Annotated in this window: 13 protein-coding genes; 7 read left to right on the forward strand and 6 right to left on the reverse strand. The window is 72.1% G+C overall.

Annotated features, from left to right (window positions below; all coding sequences use genetic code 11):
* Positions 1–22: 22 nt before the first annotated feature.
* Positions 23–1462: a class I adenylate-forming enzyme family protein gene (locus IE329_RS17140; RefSeq protein WP_190211753.1), complete on the reverse strand. Its 1440-nt coding sequence runs from the start codon at positions 1460–1462 to the stop codon at positions 23–25.
* Positions 1463–1469: 7 nt separating this feature from the next.
* Positions 1470–2843: a nitroreductase family protein gene (locus tag IE329_RS17145; RefSeq protein WP_190211754.1), complete on the reverse strand. Its 1374-nt coding sequence runs from the start codon at positions 2841–2843 to the stop codon at positions 1470–1472.
* A gap of 2050 nt (positions 2844–4893) precedes the next feature.
* Here IE329_RS17145 and IE329_RS17150 point away from each other — a divergent pair.
* The 6 genes from IE329_RS17150 to IE329_RS17175 all read left to right on the forward strand — a co-directional run bounded on the left by IE329_RS17150 (position 4894) and on the right by IE329_RS17175 (position 16471).
* Complete coding sequence (locus tag IE329_RS17150) at positions 4894–5967, forward strand: LacI family DNA-binding transcriptional regulator (protein ID WP_190211755.1); 1074 nt, start codon at positions 4894–4896, stop codon at positions 5965–5967.
* A gap of 428 nt (positions 5968–6395) precedes the next feature.
* On the forward strand, positions 6396–7799 hold the full coding sequence (locus IE329_RS17155; RefSeq protein ID WP_190211756.1) for an extracellular solute-binding protein: 1404 nt from the start codon (positions 6396–6398) through the stop codon (positions 7797–7799).
* A gap of 89 nt (positions 7800–7888) precedes the next feature.
* Positions 7889–8866, forward strand: a complete 978-nt coding sequence (locus IE329_RS17160; RefSeq protein WP_190211757.1) for a carbohydrate ABC transporter permease — start codon at positions 7889–7891, stop codon at positions 8864–8866.
* Positions 8867–8901: 35 nt separating this feature from the next.
* Complete coding sequence (locus tag IE329_RS17165) at positions 8902–9771, forward strand: carbohydrate ABC transporter permease (RefSeq protein WP_073925594.1); 870 nt, start codon at positions 8902–8904, stop codon at positions 9769–9771.
* A 136-nt stretch (positions 9772–9907) separates the two neighbouring features.
* Positions 9908–11545 carry a glycoside hydrolase family 13 protein gene (locus IE329_RS17170; protein ID WP_190211758.1) on the forward strand — a complete coding sequence of 546 codons (1638 nt, stop codon included), beginning with the start codon at positions 9908–9910 and terminating at the stop codon, positions 11543–11545.
* A gap of 660 nt (positions 11546–12205) precedes the next feature.
* Positions 12206–16471 (forward strand): discoidin domain-containing protein, encoded by a 4266-nt coding sequence (locus tag IE329_RS17175; protein WP_190211810.1) that lies wholly within the window; start codon positions 12206–12208, stop codon positions 16469–16471.
* Positions 16472–16587: 116 nt separating this feature from the next.
* On the opposite strand, the gene IE329_RS17180 is transcribed toward IE329_RS17175, so the two are convergent.
* Both IE329_RS17180 and IE329_RS17185 read right to left on the reverse strand, forming a co-directional pair.
* Complete coding sequence (locus IE329_RS17180; protein WP_190211759.1) at positions 16588–17040, reverse strand: hypothetical protein; 453 nt, start codon at positions 17038–17040, stop codon at positions 16588–16590.
* Positions 17037–17516, reverse strand: a complete 480-nt coding sequence (locus tag IE329_RS17185) for a hypothetical protein (RefSeq protein WP_190211760.1) — start codon at positions 17514–17516, stop codon at positions 17037–17039. The genes IE329_RS17180 and IE329_RS17185 overlap by 4 nt, the downstream gene beginning before the upstream one ends.
* Positions 17517–17579: 63 nt before the next feature.
* Here IE329_RS17185 and IE329_RS17190 point away from each other — a divergent pair, with 63 nt between their 5' ends.
* Positions 17580–18563 (forward strand): helix-turn-helix transcriptional regulator, encoded by a 984-nt coding sequence (locus IE329_RS17190; RefSeq protein ID WP_190211761.1) that lies wholly within the window; start codon positions 17580–17582, stop codon positions 18561–18563.
* 126 nt (positions 18564–18689) lie between these two features.
* Here the strand turns inward: IE329_RS17190 and IE329_RS17195 are convergent, their stop codons facing one another.
* Both IE329_RS17195 and IE329_RS17200 read right to left on the reverse strand, forming a co-directional pair.
* Positions 18690–21581, reverse strand: a complete 2892-nt coding sequence (locus tag IE329_RS17195) for a discoidin domain-containing protein (protein WP_190211762.1) — start codon at positions 21579–21581, stop codon at positions 18690–18692.
* 560 nt (positions 21582–22141) lie between these two features.
* Positions 22142–23593, reverse strand: coding sequence for a cytochrome P450 (locus IE329_RS17200; protein ID WP_190211763.1), 1452 nt, complete (start codon positions 23591–23593; stop codon positions 22142–22144).
* Positions 23594–23662 lie beyond the last annotated feature (69 nt).

Raw genomic sequence — 23662 nt, forward strand, 5'->3', positions numbered from 1 at the left:
GTCTCCTGGGCTGGGAAGGGGTTCAGTTGCTCCGGGCGTCGGCGAGCAGCCGCCGTAGGCGCTCGACGGACGGCTTGCCGATCGAGTTCACCGGGATCTCGTCCACCAGGTGGAAGACCCAGGGCACCTTGAAGGAGGGCAGCACGGCCGAGCAGTGGGTGCGCAGGAGCTGCGCGGTCAGGCCGGGCTCGACGGCGACGACCGCGGCCAGGACGGTGTCGCCGTGCTGGTTCTCGGCCTCGAAGGCGACCGCGTCCAGTACTCCGGCGGCCTCCCGCAGCACCTCGGTGATCTCGATCGGGTCGATCTTGCGGCCGCCGACGTTGACCAGCCGCCCGGTGCGCCCGGTGAGGTGCAGCACGCCGTCGAGCAGGTGGCCCTGGTCGCCGGTGCGGTAGCGGCCCTGGTCGTCGACCCGCTCCTCGAAGACCCCGGGCGCGTTGAGGTAGCGGGAGCCCATCGACTCGCTCCTGACCCGGATGCCCTGCTCGTCGGCGATCACCTCCACGCCGGGCAGCGGAGTGCCGAGCCCGCCGCCGTCGCCGTCGACGGCGTAGGTCAGCGGTCCTGCCTCGGCCACGCCGTAGTAGTTGTGGACGGGCACGCCGGTGAGCCGGGTGAACTCCTCGCGGACGCTGTCGCGCAGCGGGGCCCCCGAGGAGATCGCGGCCCGGACGCCGGTGAAGCCGCCGGTCGAGGAGCGTCGCACGATCGACTCGTACAGGGCCGGGAAGGCCACCAGCCGGGTGGCGCCGGTGCTCTCCAGCAGCCGCACGATCCGGGAGGCGGTCGGCAGTCCGCGCGACAGGTGCAGCGAGGCACCGGGCAGGAAGGCTGCCAGCAGCGAGGTGTTGAAGGCCAGGCCGTTGGAGAGGGCGGCCAGGCAGGCGATCCGGTCCTCGGCCGAAAGCCCCGTCCCCCGGGCCCAGTTGCGGGCGGCCGCGAGCACGGCCGGGCCGGAGAACTCGATGCAGTTGGGCCGGCCGGTGGAGCCGGAGGTGAAGCGGCACACCTCGGTGTCGGGCAGCAGCGGCGGGGGCGGCGCATCGGTCCGGCGCACCCGGCTGACCTTCAGGGATCCGAACTCGTCCGCGTCCGCGAGGAGTTCCTCGGTGACCTGCTCGACGGCGGCGTCCGGGGCGTGGATCAGCAGGTCCAGCCCGCAGTCCTCGGCGATCCGGGACAGCTCGAACGGTCCGAAGGCCGAGTCGGCCAGGAACGGCACCGCGCCGGCGTACAGCGCCGCCAGGTAAGCGACCACGTAGTCGGTCGAGTTGGTGGCGTAGAGGCCGACCCGCAGTGGCCGGCCGGCCACGTCGTACGTGGCGAGCCGGTCGGCGGCGGCCCGGGCCCGGGCCGCCAGTTCGGCGTAGCTGAGCGAGGTGTCGGGGTCGGTGACCGCCACCCGGTCGCCGTGGCGGGTGAGGGCGTCGGTGAAGGCACCGGGAAGGACGGCTGTCATCGTCGCCTCACCGCTCGTTCTGGGCGTGGGCGGTGGCGAGCCGGTCGAGCTTGACGCCGGAGTCGTCCGGCTGCCCGAGCAGCAGGACGTAGAGGATCTCGTCGCTCTCCGGCAGCCCCGCCAGGGTGTGCCAGAGCGCCGCGTCGAAGCCGCCGACGCCGGTCACGCCGATCCGGGCGCGGTTCGCCCCCAGGTAGAGCAACTGGCCCAGGGCGCCGCAGCGGAAGGCGAGTTCGCGGAGGTCCTCGGCGCCGTCGGCCGGGCCGGTGTCGCTGAGCGCGGTGCGCGGTGCGTGCAGCAGCACGACGGCGGCGGCGCCGGCGAGCGTGCGCTGCTGCATGCAGGCGCGGACCACCTCGTCGGCGGACGGCAGCCGGTCGGGCCGCCCCGCGCCGTCGCCGGTCAGCGGGTGGACGGCGTTCTGCCCGGGCTCCTCCGCCGACCGCAGGACCAGCGTGGCGCCCATCGGCGAGCCGGCCGGCAGGTCGGTCCGCACCGGCGTGGACAGGGCCGAGACGGCCTGCCAGACGTCGGCCGCGGGGACGTTCGCGGGCACGAACGCCTTGCTGGAGGCCCGCGAGGCGAGCAGCTTCGGCCATTCGGACGGATCGCCCAGGCCGTCCTGCCCGCCGGCCGGCCGGCCGTTGTCCCGCAGCTGGGCGAGGGGTGCGGAGGCGTCCGGGGCGGGGGTGCTCCGGGGATGATCCGCCCGGGCGGTGAGCGAGTCCCAGCAGGTCTTCTCCAGCCAGGACCGCCAGGTGGGCACGCGGCGCTCCCGGTCGGCGCCGTCGTGCAGGGTCCACCGGGTCCAGGCGTCGTCGGCCGCGGCCGCCGGCACCAGGAGGGCGGAGTGCACCTCCCGGCAGTTCTCGGCGGCCTCCAGCAGGTCCGACAGGGGTACCCGGGGGAGGCGCAGCCGCAAGGTCCCCGGCGCGCCGCGGCCGGTGGTGGCCAGCAGCAGGTTGCCGGCGGCGTGCCCGGCGTCGAGCTGGGTGTACAGGTAGCCGCGGTCGCCGTACTTGCGCATCGACAGCCAGGGACGGGTGAGGGTGACGACCACCGCTCCGCCGTCCGCGGGGATCGCGAGCGCCGAGGCGTGCAGTGCCCGGGCGACGCGCTCGCCGGCGGCCACCCGGGTGACGGCGCGGCGGTCGGCGTTGATCCGGAAGGCGGTCGGCGTGCCGTTCTCCAGGGTGATGACGGCGAACTCGTACGGGTACACGGCTCCGGCGGACGGCACCGCCCGCGCCCCGTGCGACCTGCGGGAACGGTCGGCCCGGCTGGTCAGCGCGCCTTCCTCCAGCAGGGACAGTGCGAGCTTCAGGCCCGCTGCCGCGGCCGGCTCGGCGGGTGACTCGGACGGCGCCGCCGGCAGGGCCATCCGGGCCCACATGTCGGCTTCGAAGTCCGGCGGGGTGTGCTCGGGTCTCCGGGCGCCCGGTTCTGCTTGTGCGGCGGATGTGACTGATGTGGCTGATGTGACTGCATTGCCCTGCACGTCTGACGAAACCTCATCTCGTCTGGTGGCACGGCCGACCGGGCATGCGAGAGGGCAGGCGAAGGCCCCTCGGCCCGTTCGGCTGATGGCATGCGGCGGCTACAGGGAACTGCGTACAGACTTCGACATGACTGTGCCGCCCGCGCCATTGCGAGCGTCGCCAGCCCGTCCCCCGTGAACGGCCTGTGAAGTGGATGAATCACCTGTTCCGCGCCCTGACTGAGCGGCGTCTGGTGATCATCCTGTGTCACTCACCTGAGCACTGTCAAGGATTGGAGTAGACCAGCGGCCGGGCGTTCCGAGGCACCCGGAGAGGCGGTCCGGGCATGCCGAAAGCCCGCCCCGGCGAATGCCTGGCGGTTAGTCAACTTGCTTGTTCAGAAGTGAGGTTCGCGGACAATGCCGACATTGGACGCAAGCTCGCCCCGCCCTGGGCCGGGCTGCGGCCGGCGGGTCGCGGCGGCCCGCCGGGCCGGGGTCGAGGCCGGCCCGTGAGGCGGTTCGACAGCTCGCGCCGTCCGTCACGCCGGCCCGGATTCCGGACAGGCGCCGACCGGGCGACCGGGCGCGCCGGGGCGACCTTGTGGGTCGGGCGCTGGTCGTCCGTCGGAGGGAAGGTCGCCTCAGGTGGGGCCTGGGCGCTTCCGGGCGGTCAGTCTGGGGCGGCCCGTGCGGGCCTGGCAACCGGGTTTCGCGGGCCCGCCGGCCGCGGATCGGCTCCGTGAGCGAGTTGCCGGACGAGCGCCGAACACGATCTGACGGCACGTGAAATGAGCTGCTGAGAAACCACGGAGAGCGTCGGCCGGCGAATTCCCGCTGCCGCCGGCGGGTGGATTCCCCGGCCTCCGGGAGGGCCGGTGGCGGCCCGGCGCGGGTGAGCGCCGGCAATCGGCGGGGCGGCCCGTTCCGCCGATTGTCCGACGGCGTGGACAAACGGCCGCCAGGCCGGCCCGGGACGCGCGGGCCTGGCGGCCTCGGCCGGCGGTGGCGACGACTTCCACCAGGGTCCCGGCCGGGCTTCAAGAATCCTCGGACTCGCCGGTCAACTCCTGATGCGTCAAAGGATTCCGGACCTCGGGCCGCTCCGGCCCGCGACGGGGCCGGCCCGCCGCCGGCGAGCGCCGGCAGCGGGTCTCACCTGGACGGTTGCCTCGGCGCCGCGGACCGGCGCCGTGCGGCGCACTCGCCCGTGAGCCGCGGCCACGGATCCCGGCGGAGGCCCGGGAGGATCGCGGCGGGGCTCCCGGCCCGGCCGGGCGGGCTGCGCAACGGGCTGAGCGCCGCACCCGTGGAACCGTCCGTTTCCCGCGTTCCTTTCCGGGGGCGTCGGGCCGGCCGCAAGGGCCTGTTCCCCGGGCCCTTCGAAGCGGGCGGAAATTTCCTTCGTCAGCGATCGAGGTGCCGTTCCGCCGTGGCGGCCGGCCTGTTCCGGGGGCGTTCCCGGGAGGAGGTGTACGGAGGGTTCATTGTCTGCGGCGCGCCGACCGGCCGACGCGCGGCCGGTGAGCGCCCCCGCACCCGGTTGTCGGGCCCGGCCGGTGGCGGCCCGGGCCCGACCCGCCCGCTCCCGGGCCCGAGGAAAAGGTGCTGCCGCTTCCAGCATGTGGACGCATCCCGGGCCGGGACCCACGACCGACCCCGGATTGTCCGCCCGCCCGTACGCGCTCACGCCCGTACGCGCTCACGGCCGCGCCCGTCGGCGGGCGCCCGCGCGCGCCCGCCGGCCCGCGCCCCGCCCGTGCCCGCCCGCCCGCGCGTCTACGGCCACCGGCATTCCCACGGGCCCGGCCACCGGCAGCCCCACCGGCCCGCCCGCCGGCGCCCGGTCCGGCGGGCGACGGACAAGGGAGGCATCGATCCTCTACCAGAGTGGCGGAAAATATGAGCATCGCAGTGAAAATAATTGCGATCATTCTGCTCTAGGATCGCAACCATGACTCGACGACTTGCGGCAGTGGCGAAGAAGGTCGGGATGAGTGAGGCGACGGTCAGTCGCGTGCTCAACGACAGGCCCGGCGTGTCGGAGAGCACCCGGGTGGCGGTGCTGACGGCACTGGACGTGCTGGGCTACGAGCGGCCGACGCAGCTGCGCGGGCAGCGGTCCCGGCTGGTGGGCCTGGTCCTGCCGGAGCTGCAGAACCCGATCTTCCCGGCCTTCGCCGAGAGCGTCGGGGCGGCACTGGCGCAGAACGGGTTCACGCCGGTGCTCTGCACACAGACGGCCGGTGGCGTGTCCGAGCCGGAGTACGTGAACCTGCTCCTGCAGCAGCAGGTGTCGGGGGTGGTCTTCTTCGGCGGCCTGTACGCCCAGGACGACGCGCCGCACGGGCACTACGCCCAGCTGTTCGAGCGCGGGGTGCCGACCGTGCTGCTGAACGCCGGCAACGGCACCCTCGACTTCCCCCGGGTGTCCTGCGACGACGCGGTGGCGGTGGAGCAGGCCTTCGGGCACCTGCGGCAGCTGGGCCACGACCGGATCGGGCTCATCCTGGGGCCGCAGGACCACGTGCCGTCGAACCGGAAGCTCGCGGCGGCCCGGGCGGAGGCCGCCCGCGCGGGGCTGGAACTGCCGGTGGAGCTGGTGGAGCGGGCGCTGTTCTCGATCGAGGGCGGCCAGGCGGCGGCGGGCCGGCTGCTGCGGCACGGGGTGACCGGGATCGTCTGCGCCAGCGACCCGCTGGCGCTGGGCGCGATCCGGGCGGCGCGCCGCCACCGGCTGGCCGTCCCCGAGGACCTCTCGGTGATCGGTTACGACGACTCCTCCTTCATGACCTGCACCGATCCGCCGCTGACCACCGTGCGGCAGCCGATCGAGGCGATGGCGAAGGCGGCGGTGGACCTGCTGGTCAGCGAGATGGCGGGGGCCCGGGTGGACCACGACGAGGTGTCCTTCGAGCCGGATCTGGTGGTCCGGGCGTCCAGCGGTCCGGCGCCCGGGCGCGGTGGCGCGTCCGGGGTCCGCGCCGTCGTCCCGGAGGTGGCGGCGCGGCCGTCCCCGGTGGCCTAGCGGGCGTCGCCGGCGGCCCGCGGGCGGGCCTGCCGGGCGCTTGCGGCGGGGTTTTCAGGAGGGTGCGTGCTGCGGCACGCACCCTCCTGTCATGTCCAGGATCATCCGGTTACGGTCCTTAGGTTCGCAAAGTCACGACTAAGCATCGTGTTTTTGCGAAATCCTGTAGACATCTTGTGGTCATCTGTCGAGGGGTGGTTAAGTGAGCGGCGCCGCCAGGGGGCACCCGCCGGAGGGCCCGCACAGGGTCCGCGACGGACGCCCCCCGGAGGCACCAAGAGCCGCGCAGCCAGGTGCATCACCTCCCGCACGTCGCACGTCCCCGCCCCGTCCGCAGGACGGGGCGGCCCCCACCGGAACCACATGGGCTCTCCTGCGCCCCGAGCGCCAACCGTGCCCACCGTGCTTGTAGAAGGGTCCACCCGAACATGAAGACAAACGGGCTTCTCCACAGATCGGCCGTCGCGGTCGTCGTCGCCGGCCTGGCGTTCTCGGCCGCCGCGTGCAGCAGCTCCGGCGGCGGTTCGTCGTCGGGTGACGGCGGCAAGGCCGGCGACGCCGGAGCGCCGCTGGACCCGGCCACCAAGGTCACCATCACCGCCGACTGCCAGCCGCCGACCACCAAGCCCGCCGAGCGCAAGCAGTGGGACGACGACATCGCGGCGTTCAACAAGATCTACCCGAACGTCACGATCAAGGCGACCGACGGCTCGCCGTGCGAGGAGCCCGCGAAGTTCACCGCGCAGCTCGCCGGCAAGACCCAGCCCGACCTCTTCTACGCGTACTTCACCGACACCAACCAGATCCTCGACGCGGGCGGCGCGCAGGACATCTCGGCGTACGTCAACGAGAAGACCGTCCCTGCCCTGAAGGACATCGACCCGTCGGTCCTCGGCACCCTCAAGGACGCCGACGGCAAGCTCTACGGCCTGCCGGTCACCAACTACAAGATGGGCCTGATCTACAACCGCAAGCTCTTCGTGCAGGCCGGCCTGGACCCCGACAAGCCGCCGACCACCTGGGCCGAGATCCGCGAGGACGCCAAGAAGATCGCCGCGCTCGGCAACGGCGTCAACGGCTACGGCGACTACAGCGCCACCAACCAGGGCGGCTGGCACTTCACCGCCGAGCTGTACGGCCTCGGCGGCAAGATGCTCTCCGACGACGGCAAGAAGGTCGCCTTCAACAGCGCCGAGGGCAAGCAGGTCCTGCAGAACCTGTACGACATGCGCTGGACCGACAACACCATGGGCGCCACCCAGGGCCTGAAGTGGCCGGACCTGATGACGCAGACCTCCACCGACAAGCTCGGCATGTACGTCGGCGCGCCGGACGACATCACCTACATGGTGCAGACCCTCAAGGGCAACTACGAGGACTACGGCATGGGCCCGATGCCCGGAGGCAAGTCCGCGCTGCTCGGCGGTGACGGGCGCTTCTTCAAGAAGGGCTCCACCCCGGACCAGATCAAGGCCGGCGTCGCCTGGGTCAACTTCAAGTACCTCACCATGGGCAAGGGTCAGTTCGACTACTCCCGCAACAAGACCGACGGCCTGCCGGTCGGCATCCCGCAGCCCAGCTTCTTCGGCGGCGCCTCGCTCGCGGCCGACAACACCGCCAAGGCCGCCAGCGCGACCGTCCCGGTGAAGAACTACGCGCCGTACGTCTCCACCCCGGTGCCCGGCAAGACCGAGCCGGCCAACGCCCAGCAGCTCTACAAGGTGCTGGACGCCGCCGTCTCCGCCGTGCTGACCGACAAGAACGCGGACATCGCCAAGCTGCTCACCGACGCCGAGAGCCAGGCCAACCAGGTCCTCTCCAGCCTCCAGTAGCAGCGGACGGGGGCCGGCCCACCGGGCCGGCCCCCGTACCCCTGGCAACCGTCCGACCAGCCTGTACAGCAAGCACACCAGGAGAACCGATGGCCGGGACCATCTCCCCCTACAAGACCAACCGCCGGTCCGCGCCGGCGGGCAGCGGCTCCGCCGGGCGCGGTGCCGGCGGCCGGGAGCGTTCGGGACTCGGCCAGAAGGTCCGCCGCAACCTGTCGGCGCACGGCTTCCTGTTCGGGGCCCTGGTGTGCTTCGGCTTCTTCACCTGGTACCCGATGGTCCGTGAAGTGATCATGAGCTTCCAGAAGACCAAGCGGGGAAAGACCACCTGGGTGGGCTTCGACAACCTGGAGCGGATCTTCGACGATCCGGACTTCTGGCACGCCTGGCGCAACACCTTCCTGTTCACCCTGCTCGCGCTGGTGCTCGGCTTCGCCCTGCCGTTCTTCGTCGCGGTGCTGCTCAACGAACTGCGGCACGCCAAGGCCTACCTGCGGATCCTGGTGTACCTGCCGGTGATGATGCCGCCGGTCGCGGCGGTGCTGCTCTTCAAGTACTTCTACAACCCGGACTACGGCCTCTTCAACGACATCCTGCGGACGCTGCACCTGCCGACCTCGGCCTGGCTCAACTCCCCGGACACCGCGATGGTCTCGGTGGTGATCGCGGCCACCTGGATGAACATGGGCGGCGCCACGCTGATCTACCTCGCGGCGCTGCAGGGCATCCCCGGCGAACTGTACGAGGCGGCCGACCTGGACGGCGCCGGCCTGCTGCGCAAGCTCTGGCACGTGACCATCCCGCAGACCAGGCTGATCCTGTCGCTGCTCCTGCTGCTGCAGATCGTCGCGACCATGCAGGTCTTCGTCGAGCCGTTCCTGCTGACCGGCGGCAACGGACCGCAGAACTCGACCATGACGGTCGTCTACCTGGTCTACGAGTACGCCTTCGACCTCGGCGGCAACAACTACGGCGTCGCCTCGGCCCTCGGCCTGGTGATGCTGGTGGTGCTCGCCGGATTCTCCGCCCTGTACTCGCGGCTGAGCCGCAACAGCGACAACGACTAGGAAGGGAGCCGACCGTGGCAGCCAAAGAACCGCAGATGCGGACGATCGTCCCGCAGACCCAGCTCAACCGGCCGCTCGGGAAGGCCGTCTACTGGACGGTCCTGACCGTCGTGGTGGTCGTCTTCACCCTGGTCTTCATCGGCCCGCTGTACTGGCTGGTGACCGGCGGCCTGAAGTCCACCCAGGAGGTGATCCAGAGCCCGCCGACGCTCTTCCCGTCGGAGATCCACTGGGGCACCTACGCCACCGCCTGGCGCGAACTCAAGATCGGCCGGCTGCTCTTCAACACGGTCTACTACGCCTTCGGCGCGCTCGCCTTCCAGCTGGTCTTCGACGTCGCCGCCGCCTACTCGCTCTCCAAGCTGCGGCCGGTGCTCGGCAACGTCATCCTCGGCATGATGCTCGCGACGCTGATGATCCCGTCGGCGGTGCTGATCGTGCCGCAGTACCTGACCGTGCTGGACCTGCCGCTGCTGCACCTGAACCTGATCAGCACCCCCTGGGCGATCTGGCTGCCGACCGTCGCCAACGCCTTCAACATCTTCCTGCTGAAGCGCTTCTTCGACTCGATCCCGCAGGACCTGCTGGCCGCCGCCGCCATCGACGGCGCCTCGCCGCTGCGCACCCTGCGCTCGATCGTGCTGCCGATGTCCAAGCCGATCCTCGGCGTGGTGTCGATCTTCGCCGTGGTGAACGTCTGGAAGGACTTCCTCTGGCCGATGCTGGTCCAGCCGAACCCGGCCGACCAGACGCTCAACATCGGCATCAGGTCGCTCGCCACCGGCGTCCCGCAGAACGTCATCATCGCCGCGCTGGCGATCGCCTCCGCGCCGACGATCCTGTTCTTCCTGGTCTTCCAGCGCAGCATCATGTCCGGCCTGACCTCCGGCGGGCTCAAGGGCTGACCAGCCGAGAGCAGCGCCCCGCCAGACCGGCCGCCGGCTCCATCCGCCCTCCCCGCGAGCGGGCCGGCGGTCCGTCCCACCCCGCTCGTCCCTGCTTCACGCTCGTCTCCGCTTCCGGTCGAAAGGACCCCCCACCGTGGGACAGAACTCCAGGCACCCGTCCGAGCAGTCGGACTGGTGGCGCGACGCGGCGATCTACCAGGTCTACCCGCGCAGCTTCGCCGACGGGAACGGCGACGGCACCGGAGACCTGGCCGGGGTCCGCTCCCGCCTCCCGTACCTCGCCGAACTCGGCGTCGACGCCATCTGGTTCAACCCCTGGTACCCGTCCCCGATGGCTGACGGCGGTTACGACGTGGCCGACTACCGCGACGTCGACCCGCTGTTCGGCACCCTGGACGAGGCCGAGAAGCTGATCGACGAAGCACTCGGACTGGGCATCCGCACCATCGTCGACATCGTCCCCAACCACGTCTCCTCCGAACACCCCTGGTTCAAGGAGGCACTGGCCGCGGCGCCGGGCAGCCCCGAGCGGGAGCTGTTCCACTTCCGGCCCGGCCGCGGCCCGGCCGGTGAACTGCCGCCCAACGACTGGGTGTCCGAGTTCGGCGGCTGCCCCTGGACCCGCACCACCAACCCCGACGGCACGCCCGGCGACTGGTACCTGCACCTGTTCGCCGTCCAGCAGCCGGACCTCAACTGGGCCCACCCGCAGGTCCGTCACGAGCACGAGTCGATCCTGCGGTTCTGGTTCGACCGCGGCGCGGCGGGGGTGCGGATCGACTCCGCGGCGCTGCTCGCCAAGGACCCGGCGCTGCCCGACTTCGTCAAGGACGTCGACCCGCACCCGTACGCCGACCTGGAGGAGCTGCACGAGATCTACCGCAGCTGGCGGGCGATCGCCGACTCCTACGCCGGCACCCGGATCCTGATCGGCGAGGTCTGGCTGCCCGACGCCGAGCGGTTCGCCCGCTACCTGCGCCCGGACGAGCTGCACACCGCCTTCAACTTCGACTTCCTCGCCCGGCCCTGGGACGCCGAGGGCCTGCGCGCCTCGATCGACTCCACCCTGGCCCTGCACGCCCCGGTCGGCGCGCCGGCCACCTGGGTGCTCTGCAACCACGACGTGACCCGGACGGTCACCCGGTACGGCCGCCGCGACACCCGCTTCGACTTCGCCACCAAGGCCTTCGGCACCCCCACCGACCTGGGGCTGGGCCTGCGCCGGGCCCGGGCGGCGGCGCTGCTCTCGCTCGCGCTGCCCGGCGCCGTCTACCTCTACCAGGGCGAGGAGCTCGGCCTGCCCGAGGTCGAGGACCTGCCGGTCGAGCGGCTCCAGGACCCGATGCACCTGCGCTCCGGCGGCACCGACCCCGGCCGCGACGGCTGCCGCGTCCCGCTGCCGTGGGCGGGCACCGAGGCGCCGTACGGCTTCTCGCCGGCCGGCGTCGAGCCCTGGCTGCCGCAGCCCGCGGACTGGGCGGCGCTGACCGTCGAGGCGCAGGGCGCCGACCCGGCCTCGATGCTCTCGCTCTACCGCACCGCCCTGGCCGTCCGGCGGGCCGAGGCCGGCCTGCGCGGCGACAAGTTCGAGTGGCTCGCGGGCGACGCCGGTGTACTGGCCTTCCGCCGGGGCACCGGCTTCAGCTGCGTCGTCAACCTCTCCCCGGACCCGGCCCCGCTGCCCGCCGGCAGCACCGTCCTGCTGGCCAGCGGCCCGCTCGTGGACGGCCGGCTGCCGGCGGACACCGCCGTCTGGCTGCGCGGGGCGTGAACGGCCGGCCCGCGCGGGGCGGGCCCGGCCGGCACCGCGTACGCGGTGGGTGCAGCGCCGCCTGACAGCGCCGCCGCCCGCCGTAGGCCGCGCCGTCCTTGAGGGAGGACGGCGCGGCTCCTCCCCGCCCGCACGCCCACCCCCTCCGCACCCGTACCGCTGCTCCGCCTGCTCCGCCGCACCGCCCGCACCCGCCCTGCCGCGCCACCTGCCCTGCCGCGCCACCGCTCTGCCGCCCTGCTGCTCGCCGTACCGCCGCTCCGCCGTACCGCCCGCACCGCCGCACCGCCCGCCGCACCGCACCCGCCGCAGCGCCGCTCCGCCGTGCCGCCGCCGCCCCTTCCCGGGCGCCGCACCGGCCGCTTCGCCGCGCTGCCGCATCACCGCGCCGCCTCCCCCGTCGGCGCGCCGCCGCCCCGCCATGAGTACGTCGGCCCCTCCCCGGAGGCTCCAGATGATCTCGGCTCGCGCACCACCTCCAGGACGTCCCTCACGCCGCCGGACGCCCGGGCCTCCCCGTGCCCGGACCGCACCGGACGGCACTCACGGATCGGCACCCGAGCAGGCCCGCCACCACGGGCCGGCCTCGCCCCCCACCCTGTCATCCTGACGAGATCCAGAGGTCCCCCAGTGAGATCGACAGCTCCCATTCCCCGGCTGATGGCCGCGCTGGCCTCGGCCAGCCTGCTGATCGTCGCCGGCCCGCTCCTGCCCGCGCACGCCGCGGGCGGCCCCAACCTGGCGGCCGGCAAGGCGGTCTCCGCCAGCAGCGCGACCGACGGCCGGGCCGCCGGCTACATCAACGACGGTGACCAGAACTCCTACTGGGAGAGCAGCAACAACGCGCTCCCGCAGTGGGTCCAGGTCGACCTCGGCAGCAGCACCAGCATCGACGAGCTCGTGCTGAAGCTCCCCAGTGGCTGGGAGACGCGCACCGAGACGCTCGCCGTCCAGGGCAGCGCCGACGGCACCAGCTTCACCACCATCACGAGCTCGGCGACGTACTCCTTCAGCCCGGGCAACAGCAACACCGTGAAGATCTCCTTCCCGGCGACCAACACCCGCTTCGTCCGGCTGGCCATCTCGGCCAACACCGGCTGGCCGGCCGCCCAGATCTCCGAGCTGGAGGTGCACGGCACCACCAGCACCAGCGGCAACCTGGCGCTGGGCCGGACCCTCTCGTCCAGCAGCACCTCGCAGAGCTACACCGCGGCCAACGCCAACGACGGCAACCAGGGCACCTACTGGGAGAGCGCCAACAACGTGCTCCCGCAGTGGATCCAGGCCGACCTCGGCTCGGCCGTGCCGGTCAACAAGCTGGTGCTGAAGGTGCCCACCGGCTGGGAGACCCGCACCCAGACGCTGACCGTGCAGACCAGCACCGACGGCACCACCTTCTCGGACCTGGTGGCCTCCGCCGCCTACGTGTTCAACCCGGCGTCCGGCAACACGGTGACGCTCAACCTGAACACCACCACGACCCGGTTCGTCCGGCTGAAGGTCACCGCGAACACCGCCTGGCCGGCCGCCCAGCTCTCCGAGTTCGAGGTCTACGGCCCGGCCACCGGCGACACCCAGGCGCCGACCGCGCCCTCGGGCCTGGCGTACACCCAGCCGGCCTCCGGCCAGATCAAGCTGACCTGGAACGCCGCGAGCGACAACACCGGTGTCACCGGCTACGACATCTACGCCGACAACACGCTGGTCAGCAGTGTCGCGGGCAACGTCCTGACCTACACGGACAGCCGCCCGGACAGCGCCACCGTCTCGTACTTCGTGAAGGCGAAGGACGCGGCCGGCAACCAGTCCGCCAGCAGCAACACCGTCACCCGCACGGGCGCCTCCGGCGACACCCAGGCGCCGTCCGCGCCCGCCCCCCTGGCGTTCACCCAGCCGGCCTCCGGCCAGGTCAAGCTGACCTGGGGCGCGTCCGCCGACAACGTGGGCGTGACCGGCTACGACGTGTACGCCAATGGGGCCCTGCGCGGCAGCGTGGCGGGCAACGTGCTGACCTACACGGACAGCCAGCCCGACACCGCGACCGTCTCGTACTTCGTGAAGGCGAAGGACGCGGCCGGCAACCAGTCCGCCAGCAGCAACACCGTGGTGCGGACCGGCAGCGGCGGCGGTGGCGGCACCAACCTGGCCGGCGGCAAGCCGATCTCGGCCAACTCCAGCGTCTTCACCTTCGTCGCGGCGAACGCCAACGACAACGACACCGCGACCTACTGGGAGGGTGCGGGCGGCAGCTACCCCAACACCCTGACCACCCAGCTGGGTTCGAACGCGATCGTGAACTCGGTCGTGGTCAAGCTCAACCCGGCGGCGGCCTGGGCCACCCGGACCCAGACCATCGAGGTGCTGGGCCGCGAGCAGAGCGCGAGCGGCTTCACCAGCATCTCGGCGGCGAAGTCGTACACCTTCGACCCGGCCTCGGGCAACACGGTGACCATCCCGGTGTCCGCCACGGTGGCCGACGTCCAGCTGAAGATCACCGCCAACTCGGGCTCCTCGGCCGGCCAGGTCGCCGAGTTCCAGGTGATCGGCACCCCGGCGCCCAACCCGGACCTGCTGGTCACCGCCACCTCGGCCTCGCCCGCCTCGCCGGTCGAGACCGACCCGGTCACGCTGTCCGCCACCGTGAAGAACAACGGCACCGCGGCCTCCGGCGCGACCAGCGTCAACCTGTACCTGGGCGCCACCAAGGTCGGCACCGCCCAGGTCGGCGCGCTGGCCGCGGGCGCGTCCAGCACCGTCTCGGTCTCCGCCGGCCTGCAGAACGCCGGCAGCTACCAGGTGATCGCCAAGGTCGACGAGGCCAACGCCGTCATCGAGCAGGACGAGACCAACAACACCTACACCAACCCGGCCGCGCTGGTGGTCGCCCAGGTCGCCAGCTCGGACCTGGTCGCCGCGCCGGTCAGCTGGACCCCGGGCAACCCGGCGGCCGGCAACAACGTCACCTTCACGGCGGCGATCAAGAACCAGGGCACGGTCGCCTCGGCGGGCGGCGCGCACAGCGTCACCCTGACCGTCGCGGACGCCACCACCGGCAGCGTGGTGAAGACCCTGACCGGCTCCTACACCGGCGCCATCGCGGCCGGCGCCACCAGCACCCCGGTGAACCTGGGCAGCTGGACCGCCGGCAACGGCAAGTACACCGTGAAGACGGTGATCGCCACCGACGCCAACGAGCTGCCGGTCAAGCAGGCCAACAACACCAGCAGCCAGCCCCTGTACGTCGGCCGCGGCGCCAACATGCCGTACGACACGTACGAGGCGGAGGACGGCGTCCTCGGCGGCGGCGCGGCCGTGGTCGGCCCGAACCGGACCGTCGGCGACCTGGCGGGCGAGGCCTCCGGCCGCAAGGCCGTCACCCTCAACTCCACCGGCAGCTCGGTCGAGTTCACCACCAAGGCCAGCACCAACACGCTGGTCACCCGGTTCTCCATCCCGGACGCGTCCGGCGGCGACGGCATCAACTCCACGCTGAACGTCTACGTCAACGGCAGCTTCCTCAAGGCCATCGACCTGACGTCCAAGTACGCCTGGCTGTACGGCAACGAGACCAGCCCCGGCAACTCGCCCGGTGCGGGCGGCCCGCGTCACGTCTACGACGAGGCGAACATCCTGCTCGGGACGACCGTCCCGGCCGGCAGCAAGATCAAGCTGCAGAAGGACGCCGCCAACACCACCAACTACGCGATCGACTTCGTGAGCCTGGAGCAGGCCACCGCGATCCCGAACCCGGACCCTGCCAAGTACGTGGTGCCGACCGGCTTCGCGCAGAACGATGTGCAGGCCGCGCTGGACAAGGTCCGGATGGACACCACCGGGAACCTGGTGGGCGTCTACCTGCCGGCCGGTGACTACCAGACCGCCAACAAGTTCCAGGTGTACGGCAAGGCCGTCAAGGTCGTCGGGGCGGGCCCCTGGTTCACCCGCTTCTACGCGCCGGCCGACCAGTCCAACACGGACGTGGGCTTCCGCGCCCAGTCGACGGCCAACGGCTCCACGTTCTCCGGGTTCGGCTACTTCGGGAACTACACCTCCCGGATCGACGGCCCCGGCAAGGTGTTCGACTTCGCGAATGTCTCCGGCATCACGATCGACAACATCTGGACCGAGCACATGATCTGCATGTACTGGGGTGCCAACACCGACTCCATGGTGATCAAGAACTCGCGGATCCGTGACACCTTCGCCGACGGCATCAACATGACCAACGGCAGCACCGACAACCTCGTCAGCAACAACGAGGCCCGCTCGACCGGTGACGACAGCTTCGCGCTGTTCTCCGCCATCGACGCCGGCGGCGCGGACGAGAAGAACAACATCTTCGAGAACCTCAGCACCATCCTGACCTGGCGCGCGGCGGGTGTCGCGGTCTACGGCGGGTACGACAACACCTTCCGCAACATCTACATCGCGGACACCCTGGTCTACTCGGGCATCACCATCAGCTCGCTGGACTTCGGGTACGCCATGAACGGCTTCGGCACCATCCCGACCAACCTGCAGAACATCTCCATCGTCCGGGCCGGCGGCCACTTCTGGGGGTCGCAGACCTTCGGCGGCATCTGGGTCTTCTCGGCCTCGAAGGTGTTCCAGGGCATCCGGGTGAGTGACGTCGACATCGTCGACCCGACCTACCACGGCATCATGTTCCAGACGAACTACTCCGGCGGTCAGCCGCAGAACCCGATCACCGACACCGTCTTCACCAACATCTCGATCACCGGGGCCCAGAAGAGCGGCGACGCCTTCGACGCCAAGTCCGGCATCGGGGTCTGGGCGAACGAGGCGGCCGAGGCGGGCCAGGGCCCGGCGGTCGGCTCGGTGACCTTCAACAACCTCCGGATGAGCAACAACTTCCAGAACATCAAGAACACCACCTCGACGTTCACCATCAACGTCAACCCGTGACGTACCGCGGGTAGGTCGTGACAGCGTGCCGCCGGGAGGCCTCCGCCTCCCGGCGGCACCGCTGTGCGCGGCCGCCGGGCCGGGGCCGGGCGCACCCGTCCGGGCCGCGCCCGGCGTCAGCCCCGGCGGGTGAAGTCCATGACCCAGTTGACCAGCCAGTCACCGCCGTCCACCGCGAAGGCCTGCTCCCACCGGGCGGTCCGGTCGCCGATCCCCGACCAGCGGTACCGCACGCGCACCCCCGTGCCCGCGTAGGTGTCCTCGCCGTGGAACTCGCCGGTGCCGTCCGCCCCGAACCGCCCCCGCACCGGCTCGTCCAGCCGGCCCGACCGGCTGGTGGACCAGTGCAGGGACCACTCCTCGGTCTCCCGGTCGAACAGCCGCAGGGTCAGCCCCTTGAAGCCCTGGTCCGGGCAGTCCATCTCGTCGACGTTCGCCGCCCCGTCGAACAGGCTCCAGCAGCGGCTGGTCGCGTCGAACCGCTGCCACCCGCTGCGCGGGTCCAGGAAGTCCCGCAGCCGGCGGTTGACCACGTCCCACTCTCCGGCCAGGAAGTCGAAGCCGCTCACGCCCGCCCTCCGGTGCTGCCCTCGGCCAGCGAGTCGGCCAGGTAGGCGTCCAGGTCCGGCCGGGCCGGGGAGAGCACGTGCCGCACCCAGGCCTCCCGCTCGTGGGTGACCGGCGGCAGCTCCCACACGCAGCCGATCCACGGCCGGGTCTGCACCCGGAAGTGCGTCGGGTCCAGGTCGGGGCAGTCCAGCGCCGGCTGGCCGGCCGCGGCCCCGCCGAAGTGCAGCACGTTGTCCCACACCCAGGTGTAGGCGTTCAGGTAGGCGCCGGTGTCGCCGCCGCGGTGCAGCACCAGGAAGCCGGCCGACGGCGTGCCGTCCGGCTCGGGCAGCAGCTCGGGCAGCACGGCGTAGGCAGCCCGCTCGACCTCGGGCGCGATGCCCGCCGGGTCGGCGCTGACGTGGTAGCGCTTGAAGCGGCGCCCGCCCACCTCGATCGGCGGCGGGGTCCGCAGGAACTTCTCCTCGAAAGCCATGACCGCACGCTAGGGCCGCTCCACTGACACCTCCTGTCAGTGAAGTGCCGGAGAATCCCCCGCATGCGCGCCAGCCGACTGCTCTCGATCCTGTTGCTGCTCCAGACCCGCGGCCGGATGACCGCCGCCGAGCTCGCCGCCGAGCTGGAGGTCTCGGTCCGGACGGTCTACCGGGACGCCGAGGCCCTGCACGCGGCCGGCGTCCCGCTGTACGGGGACGCCGGGCACCGCGGCGGCTACCAGCTGCTGGACGGCTACCGCACCCGCCTCACCGGCCTCAACCCGGCGGAGGCCGAGGCGCTCTTCCTCTCCGGCGTCCCCGGCCCGGCGGCGGAGCTCGGCCTCGGCTCCGTCCTGGCCGCGGCGCAGCTGAAGGTCCGCGCCGCGCTGCCGCCCGCGCTGCGCGAACAGGCCGGGCGGATCCAGGCGCGGTTCCACCTCGACGCGCCCGGCTGGTACGCGGAGGCCGAGCCGGTGCCGTTCCTGCCGGCGGTCGCCGACGCGGTCTGGCACGGCCACGTGCTGCGGCTGCGGTACCGCCGCTGGAAGGAGCCCACCGAGGTGGACCGCCGGCTGGAGCCGTACGGGCTGGTGCTCAAGGCCGGCCGCTGGTACCTGGTGGCGGCGCCCGGCCCGCGCGTCTACCGGGTCGACCAGATCCTCGGACTCCAGCGGCTGGAGGGCGGCTTCCCGGTGCCCGGGGGCTTCGACCTGGCCGCCTACTGGCAGGCCCACCAGGCGGACTTCCACGCCCGGCTGCACACGGCGGACGCCGTCGTCCGGCTGTCTCCGGCCGGCGCGGCCCGTCTGACCGGCCCGGCCGCCCGGGCCCTGCGGGCCACCGGCGAGCCCCAGCCGGACGGCTGGACCCGCGCGGTCCTCCCGGTCGAGTCGCCGGAGCACGCCTGCCGCGAGTACCTCGCCCTGGGCGCCGAGATCGAGGTCCTCGCGCCGGCCGGGCTGCGGGCCCGGCTGGCCGCCACGGCCCGCGCGACCGCCGCCCTGTACACAGGGCCGGCGGAGGCGCCCGGTCCCGCCGCGCCCTGACCGGGCGGACCGGGGCCCGGACAGGCCGAGGCCCCTCCGGCCCGCGAGGGGCGGGTCGGAGGGGCCTCGGTGGGGGCCCCGGGGCCCTGGGAAGACAGGCCCCGGAGGTTCGGAGGGTGATCCGGGTCAGGAGCTGTAGGCCTCGAACTCGGAGAGCTGCGCGGCGGCCCACCCGGTGTTCCCGGTGAACGAGAGCTTCAGGTACCGGGCGGTGGTGCCGGGCACGGTGATGGTCACCGTGTTGCCGGTGGCCGGGTTGAAGGTGTAGCCGGCCGAGGCCTTCACCGTGGTCCAGTTGGTGCCGTCGGTGCTGGCGAGCACGCTCAGGGTCTCGGTGCGGGTGGCCCAGGCGGTGGCCGGGGGCAGCTTCAGGACGAGGCGGCCCACGGCGGTCGAGGCGCCGAGGTCGGCGGTCAGCGACTGCGGGAAGGCGTTCGCGGCGCTCTCCCAGTAGCTGTTCGCGTCACCGTCGTTGGCCTTGTTCGCGCCGTAGACGTCCACGGTGCTGGTGGCGGTCAGGGCCTTGCCCGCCAGCAGGTTGGTGGTGGCCGGGGGCGTGGTCGGCGGCGTGGTGGTCGGCGGGGTGGTGGTCGGCGGCGTGGTCGGGCCGGTGGCGCGGATCTCCAGCTCGGAGAGCTGGGCGGCGGGCCAGCCGGTGTTGCCGGTGACGGTCACCCGGACGTAGCGGGTGTTGGTCTGGGTGAACCCGACGGTGGCGGTGTTGCCGGTGGCCGGGTCCAGCGTGATGCCGGTCGACGGGGCCAGCGTGCTGAACGAGACGCCGTCCGTGGAGCCCTGGACGGAGACGGTCTCGGTGCGGGTGCCCCAGCCGGCCGGGAGCTTGGCGGTGACGCTGCCGACCGCGGTCACGGCGCACAGGTCGACGGTGATCGACTGCGGGAAGGCGTTGTTGGCGCTCTCCCAGTAGCTGGCGGCGTTGCCGTCCACCGCGTTGGCGGCGGTGTAGGTCTGGTTGGTGCTGGTGGCGGTGGCCGACTTGCCCTGCGCCAGGTTGCCGGTGCCCGGGTTGCAGGCCGGCGGCGTGGTCGGGGTGGTGGGCGACGGGGAGGGGCTGGCCGGCGGGGTGGTCGGCGTGCTGGGCGACGGGGACGGGCTCGGCGAGGAGGTGCCGCCGCCGGTGGACGGCTGGCCGCCGTAGGTCCACTGCGGGGTGGGCCAGGTGCCGCTGCAGGTGGTGCCGTTGTTCCAGCCGGAGTTGCCGCCGCCGTCGACGATCACGAAGCCGCTGCCGACGCAGTTGTGGATCGGGGTGGCCGCCTGGGCGATGTTCTTCGCCTTCACGTTGGTGAACTTCATGTTGGCGTTGGCCTGGGCCTGGATGGCGTAGGTGCCGGCGCCGTCGATGTTCACGTTGGTGAAGTTGATGCCGCTGGAGGAGCCGTCGATCGTCTGGACTGCCTCGTAGGAGCTGTCCAGGATGTCGGTGTCGGTGATGTTGATGGTCGCGCCGGCGATCGGCTCGTTCAGGCCGTCGAACCAGATCGCGCCGACGCCGAACTGCCAGTTGAAGTCGCTGTTGCCGGTGCGGATCAGGGTGTTGCGGGCGGCGGTGATGGTGCCCGCGACGGCGGTGCCGCTGCCGGAGTTGACCCCGGGGTAGCGGTTGGCGATGTGCAGGCCGCCGCCGTTGCTGATGGTGTCCGACATGACGTTGTCGGAGATGGTGAAGTCCTTGCCGCCGTACGTGACGATGTTGTTCGCCAGGATCGGCAGCACCACGGTGTTGTGGGTGAAGCTGTCGTTGACGTTCGGCACCCGCTCGGGCCAGGAGGCCAGGCCGTCGTCACCGGTGTTGCGGACGAAGGTGTTGGTGACGGTCGAGTTGGTCACGCCGGTGTGGAAGTTCACGCCGTCGGCCGTCTGGTCCAGGATGCGGCTGTTCTTGACGGTGAAGCGGTCCATCGGACCGTCCATCCAGGCGCCGACCTTGGTGTGCTGGAGCCACAGGTTGTCCAGCGTGGAGTTGGACATGGCGCCGCCGACGGCGTTGACCTGGTCCTCGTCCACCCGCTCGCGGATGTCGCCGATGATGGCGAAGTCCTTGAGGTTGACGTTCTGGCTCGGGCCTCCCTGGCCGACGTACTTGCCGTAGATGCCGGCGGCCTTCTGACGGTTGTTCGGGTCGCGCCCGCCGAGCACGCTGTACCAGGGGCCGGCACCGGCCAGGGTGACCCCGTCGACCACGACGTGGTCGTAGAGGGTGAAGGTGCCCTGCGGGATGAAGACGGTCTTGCCCTGCGCCTGGCCGGCGTTGACCGCGGCCTGGAACTTGGCGGTCGAGTCGGTCGCGCCGGTGGGGTCGGCGCCGAAGTCGGCGACCACGTCGAGGGCCCCGGCGGGCTTGGCGATCGGCGCGCCGACCTGCTCGAAGTCGGCCAGGTCGATGGTGAAGCTGGGGGACTGCGCGGTCGAGGAGACCTGGAGGCGGATCTTGGTCCCGGCCGGGTACGACGTCCCGAACATGGTGCGGGTCTCGTCGTAGAAGTGGTGCGGGTTGGTGTCGCCCGGGTTGTTGTTGAACGGGTAACCACCGTAGTACCAGCTGTACTTCGAGGTGACGTCGACGCTCTTCAGCTTGCTGCCGTTGACCAGCAGGTCCATCGAGGCGTCGCGGCCCTTGCCGTCCGCGGTGTCCGGCAGGCTGTAGCGGAAGTCGATCGAGTTGGCCGGCGCGGTGAGGGTGAACTCCACGTACTGGCCGACCGCGTTGAGGGTCACGGCCTGCCGGCCGGAGGCCTCCGAGGGCAGGTGCCCGTAGAGCCGGTCGGGGCCGATCACCGACCCGTTGGTGGCCGCGTACTCGGCCTCCTGCTCCTTGAACGGGACGGTGGCGCCCCGCCCGGAGACGTTCAGCGGGGAGAGCGTGGGGACTCCGGCGGCGCTGGCCGGGGTGGCGGAGCCGACGACGGCGGCCGTGAACAGGCCGGCGCTGCCGAGGGCGACCGCGGTCAGCGCGGCGACGCTGCTCCGTAGTCTGCGAACGGGTGGTGACTGCATGGTGTTTGCACATCCTTGCCGGTCGTGGGGGTGGACCAGGGGTGGGGACCAGGCGGCTGGGCAGTCGGCACCGGTGGGGACTCTGCGGCGCTGCGCAGGTTCGGTGTTGCGCAGATGCTTCGAGTGCGTGGCGCGGTGGTTTCCGCCGAGCGAGGAGAGACTATGGGCGGCGTCGCATGAAGTCCATATGAAAGAGCAAAAATCTGACACTAACAACGCAAGTTTCGTTCAGCGTCATGGGATTGGCGAAGTGAACCCATGAGGAGGCAGGGCCGCCGGAGCCACCGGCCGGGGCGGCCCTGGATGCGGGGCGCGATGGGGACGCGGCGGGCCGACGAAGCGTCAGTCGTGGCTGGTGGGCCGGGCCGGGCGGGCCCACCCGCACGGATGCGCCGGGCCCGGGTCGGCAGGGCCGGCAGGGCCGGCGGAGCACCGCGGGAGCGTCCGTCGCCGGGCATGCCGACGGCCCGGCCGCCGGGGGCCGGGCCGTTCGGGTGGTGCTGTCCGGCGGGCGCCGCCGCCGGCCTGCGGGGTCCGCCCCGCAGGCCGGGGCGGACCGGTCAGCGCCGGAAGCGTCCGGTCAGGGTGCTCCACCAGCCGCGCCGCTGCCGGGGGATGGTCACGGCCTGGGCCGGGGCGGCGGACGGCGCCGCCTGGGACGGGCCGGCCTGAGCCGGCACGGTGGCGGCCGGGCCGGCCTGCGCGGTGGAGGGGACGGCGCCGGGCGCACCGGCCTCCCCCTCGCCCCGGGCCCGCGGCGTGAAGCTCACCGGCAGCCCGGTGAGGTGCCGGGAGAGCCAGGCCGAGGTCCAGGTCAACTCCTCCTCGGGGACGGCGAGCTGGATGTCCGGCAGCCGGGTGAGCAGGATGTCGATGCCGGTCTCCGCGATGGCCCGGCCGATGTCCTGGCCGGGGCACTCGTGCGGTCCGCCGCCGAAGGCCAGGTGGGACCGGTTGCCGTAGAGCGGGGTCGACAGGTCGGGGCGGACGGCCGGGTCCACGTTGCCGGCCGCGAGGCCGAGCAGGAGCATGTCGCCGGCCTTGATCTGCTGGCCGCCGAGTTCGGTGTCGCCGGTGGCCCAGCGCCCGGCCACCAGTGACATCGGCGCGGAGTCCCAGAGCACCTGGTCCAGCGCGTCGGGCAGGGTCATGTGGCCGCCGGACAGGTGGGCGCGGAACCGCCGGTCGGTGAGGACGAGCTTGAGGGTGTCGGCGATCAGGTTGACGGTGGTCTCGTTGGCGGCGAGCAGCACCACCCGCAGGTGCTCCAGCACCTCGTCGTCGGTGAGCCCGGCGTCGTGCTGCATCAGCCAGGACACCAGGTCGGCGCCGGGGGCGACCCGCTTGCGCTCCATCATCCGGCGCAGGGTCGCCACCACGTACTCGTTGCTCGCGATGGCCGTCTCGGTGCCCTTCATCAGGTCCCGGGCGGCCTCGACCAGCCGGGGCCCGTACTCCTCGGGCATGCCGACCACCTGGGTCATCACCAGCATCGGCAGGTGCTCGGCGAACTGCGCCACCAGCTCGGCCCGGCCGGCGGGCCCGAAGTCCTGGATCAGCTGGTCGGTGAAGCGGGTGACGTAGCGGCGGATCCCGCGCCGGTCGAAGCGGTTCAGGCTGTCGGTGACCGCGCCGCGCAGGCGCTTGTGCTCCTCGCCGTCCGCGAACACGCACAGCGGCTGCCAGGCGATCACCGGCATCAGCGGCGAGTCGGGGGTGACCCGGTCCTCCTGGAAGGCCGTCCAGCGCCGGGAGTCCCGGGAGAACCGGGAGGGCGTGCGCATGGCGGTGAGGTTCGCGGAGTGGCCGAGGATCAGCCAGGCCGGGAGGTCGCCGTGCAGCAGGACGGGCGCCACCTCGCCGTGTTCGGCGCGGAGCTTCTCGTACAGGCCCGCGGGATCGGCCTCGGCCTCCGGCCCGTAGAGCCGCCGCAGGCCCTCGGTGCCGAGTCCGTGGGCGGGGCAGCCGGGCGGCGGGGTGAGGGAGGCGTCGTCAGGGACTGGGGTGGTCACGGTATCTCCGGGGTCGGCGCGAGGCGGTCATCGTGCGGCGGTCGCCGTGCACGGTCGTCAGGAGCGGTC

It is taken from the genome of Kitasatospora indigofera (genome assembly GCF_014655955.1).
Classification (GTDB): Bacteria; Actinomycetota; Actinomycetes; order Streptomycetales; family Streptomycetaceae; genus Kitasatospora; species Kitasatospora indigofera.

What these genes read in the sequence shown, in the direction of transcription:
- IE329_RS17140 (WP_190211753.1), bottom strand. Translation starts at nt 1,462, where the DNA reads ATGACAGCCGTCCTTCCCGGTGCCTTCACCGACGCCCTCACCCGCCAC.
- IE329_RS17145 (WP_190211754.1), bottom strand. Translation starts at nt 2,843, where the DNA reads ATGGCCCTGCCGGCGGCGCCGTCCGAGTCACCCGCCGAGCCGGCCGCG.
- IE329_RS17150 (WP_190211755.1), top strand. Translation starts at nt 4,894, where the DNA reads ATGACTCGACGACTTGCGGCAGTGGCGAAGAAGGTCGGGATGAGTGAG.
- IE329_RS17155 (WP_190211756.1), top strand. Translation starts at nt 6,396, where the DNA reads ATGAAGACAAACGGGCTTCTCCACAGATCGGCCGTCGCGGTCGTCGTC.
- IE329_RS17160 (WP_190211757.1), top strand. Translation starts at nt 7,889, where the DNA reads ATGGCCGGGACCATCTCCCCCTACAAGACCAACCGCCGGTCCGCGCCG.
- IE329_RS17165 (WP_073925594.1), top strand. Translation starts at nt 8,902, where the DNA reads ATGCGGACGATCGTCCCGCAGACCCAGCTCAACCGGCCGCTCGGGAAG.
- IE329_RS17175 (WP_190211810.1), top strand. Translation starts at nt 12,206, where the DNA reads ATGGCCGCGCTGGCCTCGGCCAGCCTGCTGATCGTCGCCGGCCCGCTC.
- IE329_RS17185 (WP_190211760.1), bottom strand. Translation starts at nt 17,516, where the DNA reads ATGGCTTTCGAGGAGAAGTTCCTGCGGACCCCGCCGCCGATCGAGGTG.
- IE329_RS17190 (WP_190211761.1), top strand. Translation starts at nt 17,580, where the DNA reads ATGCGCGCCAGCCGACTGCTCTCGATCCTGTTGCTGCTCCAGACCCGC.
- IE329_RS17195 (WP_190211762.1), bottom strand. Translation starts at nt 21,581, where the DNA reads ATGCAGTCACCACCCGTTCGCAGACTACGGAGCAGCGTCGCCGCGCTG.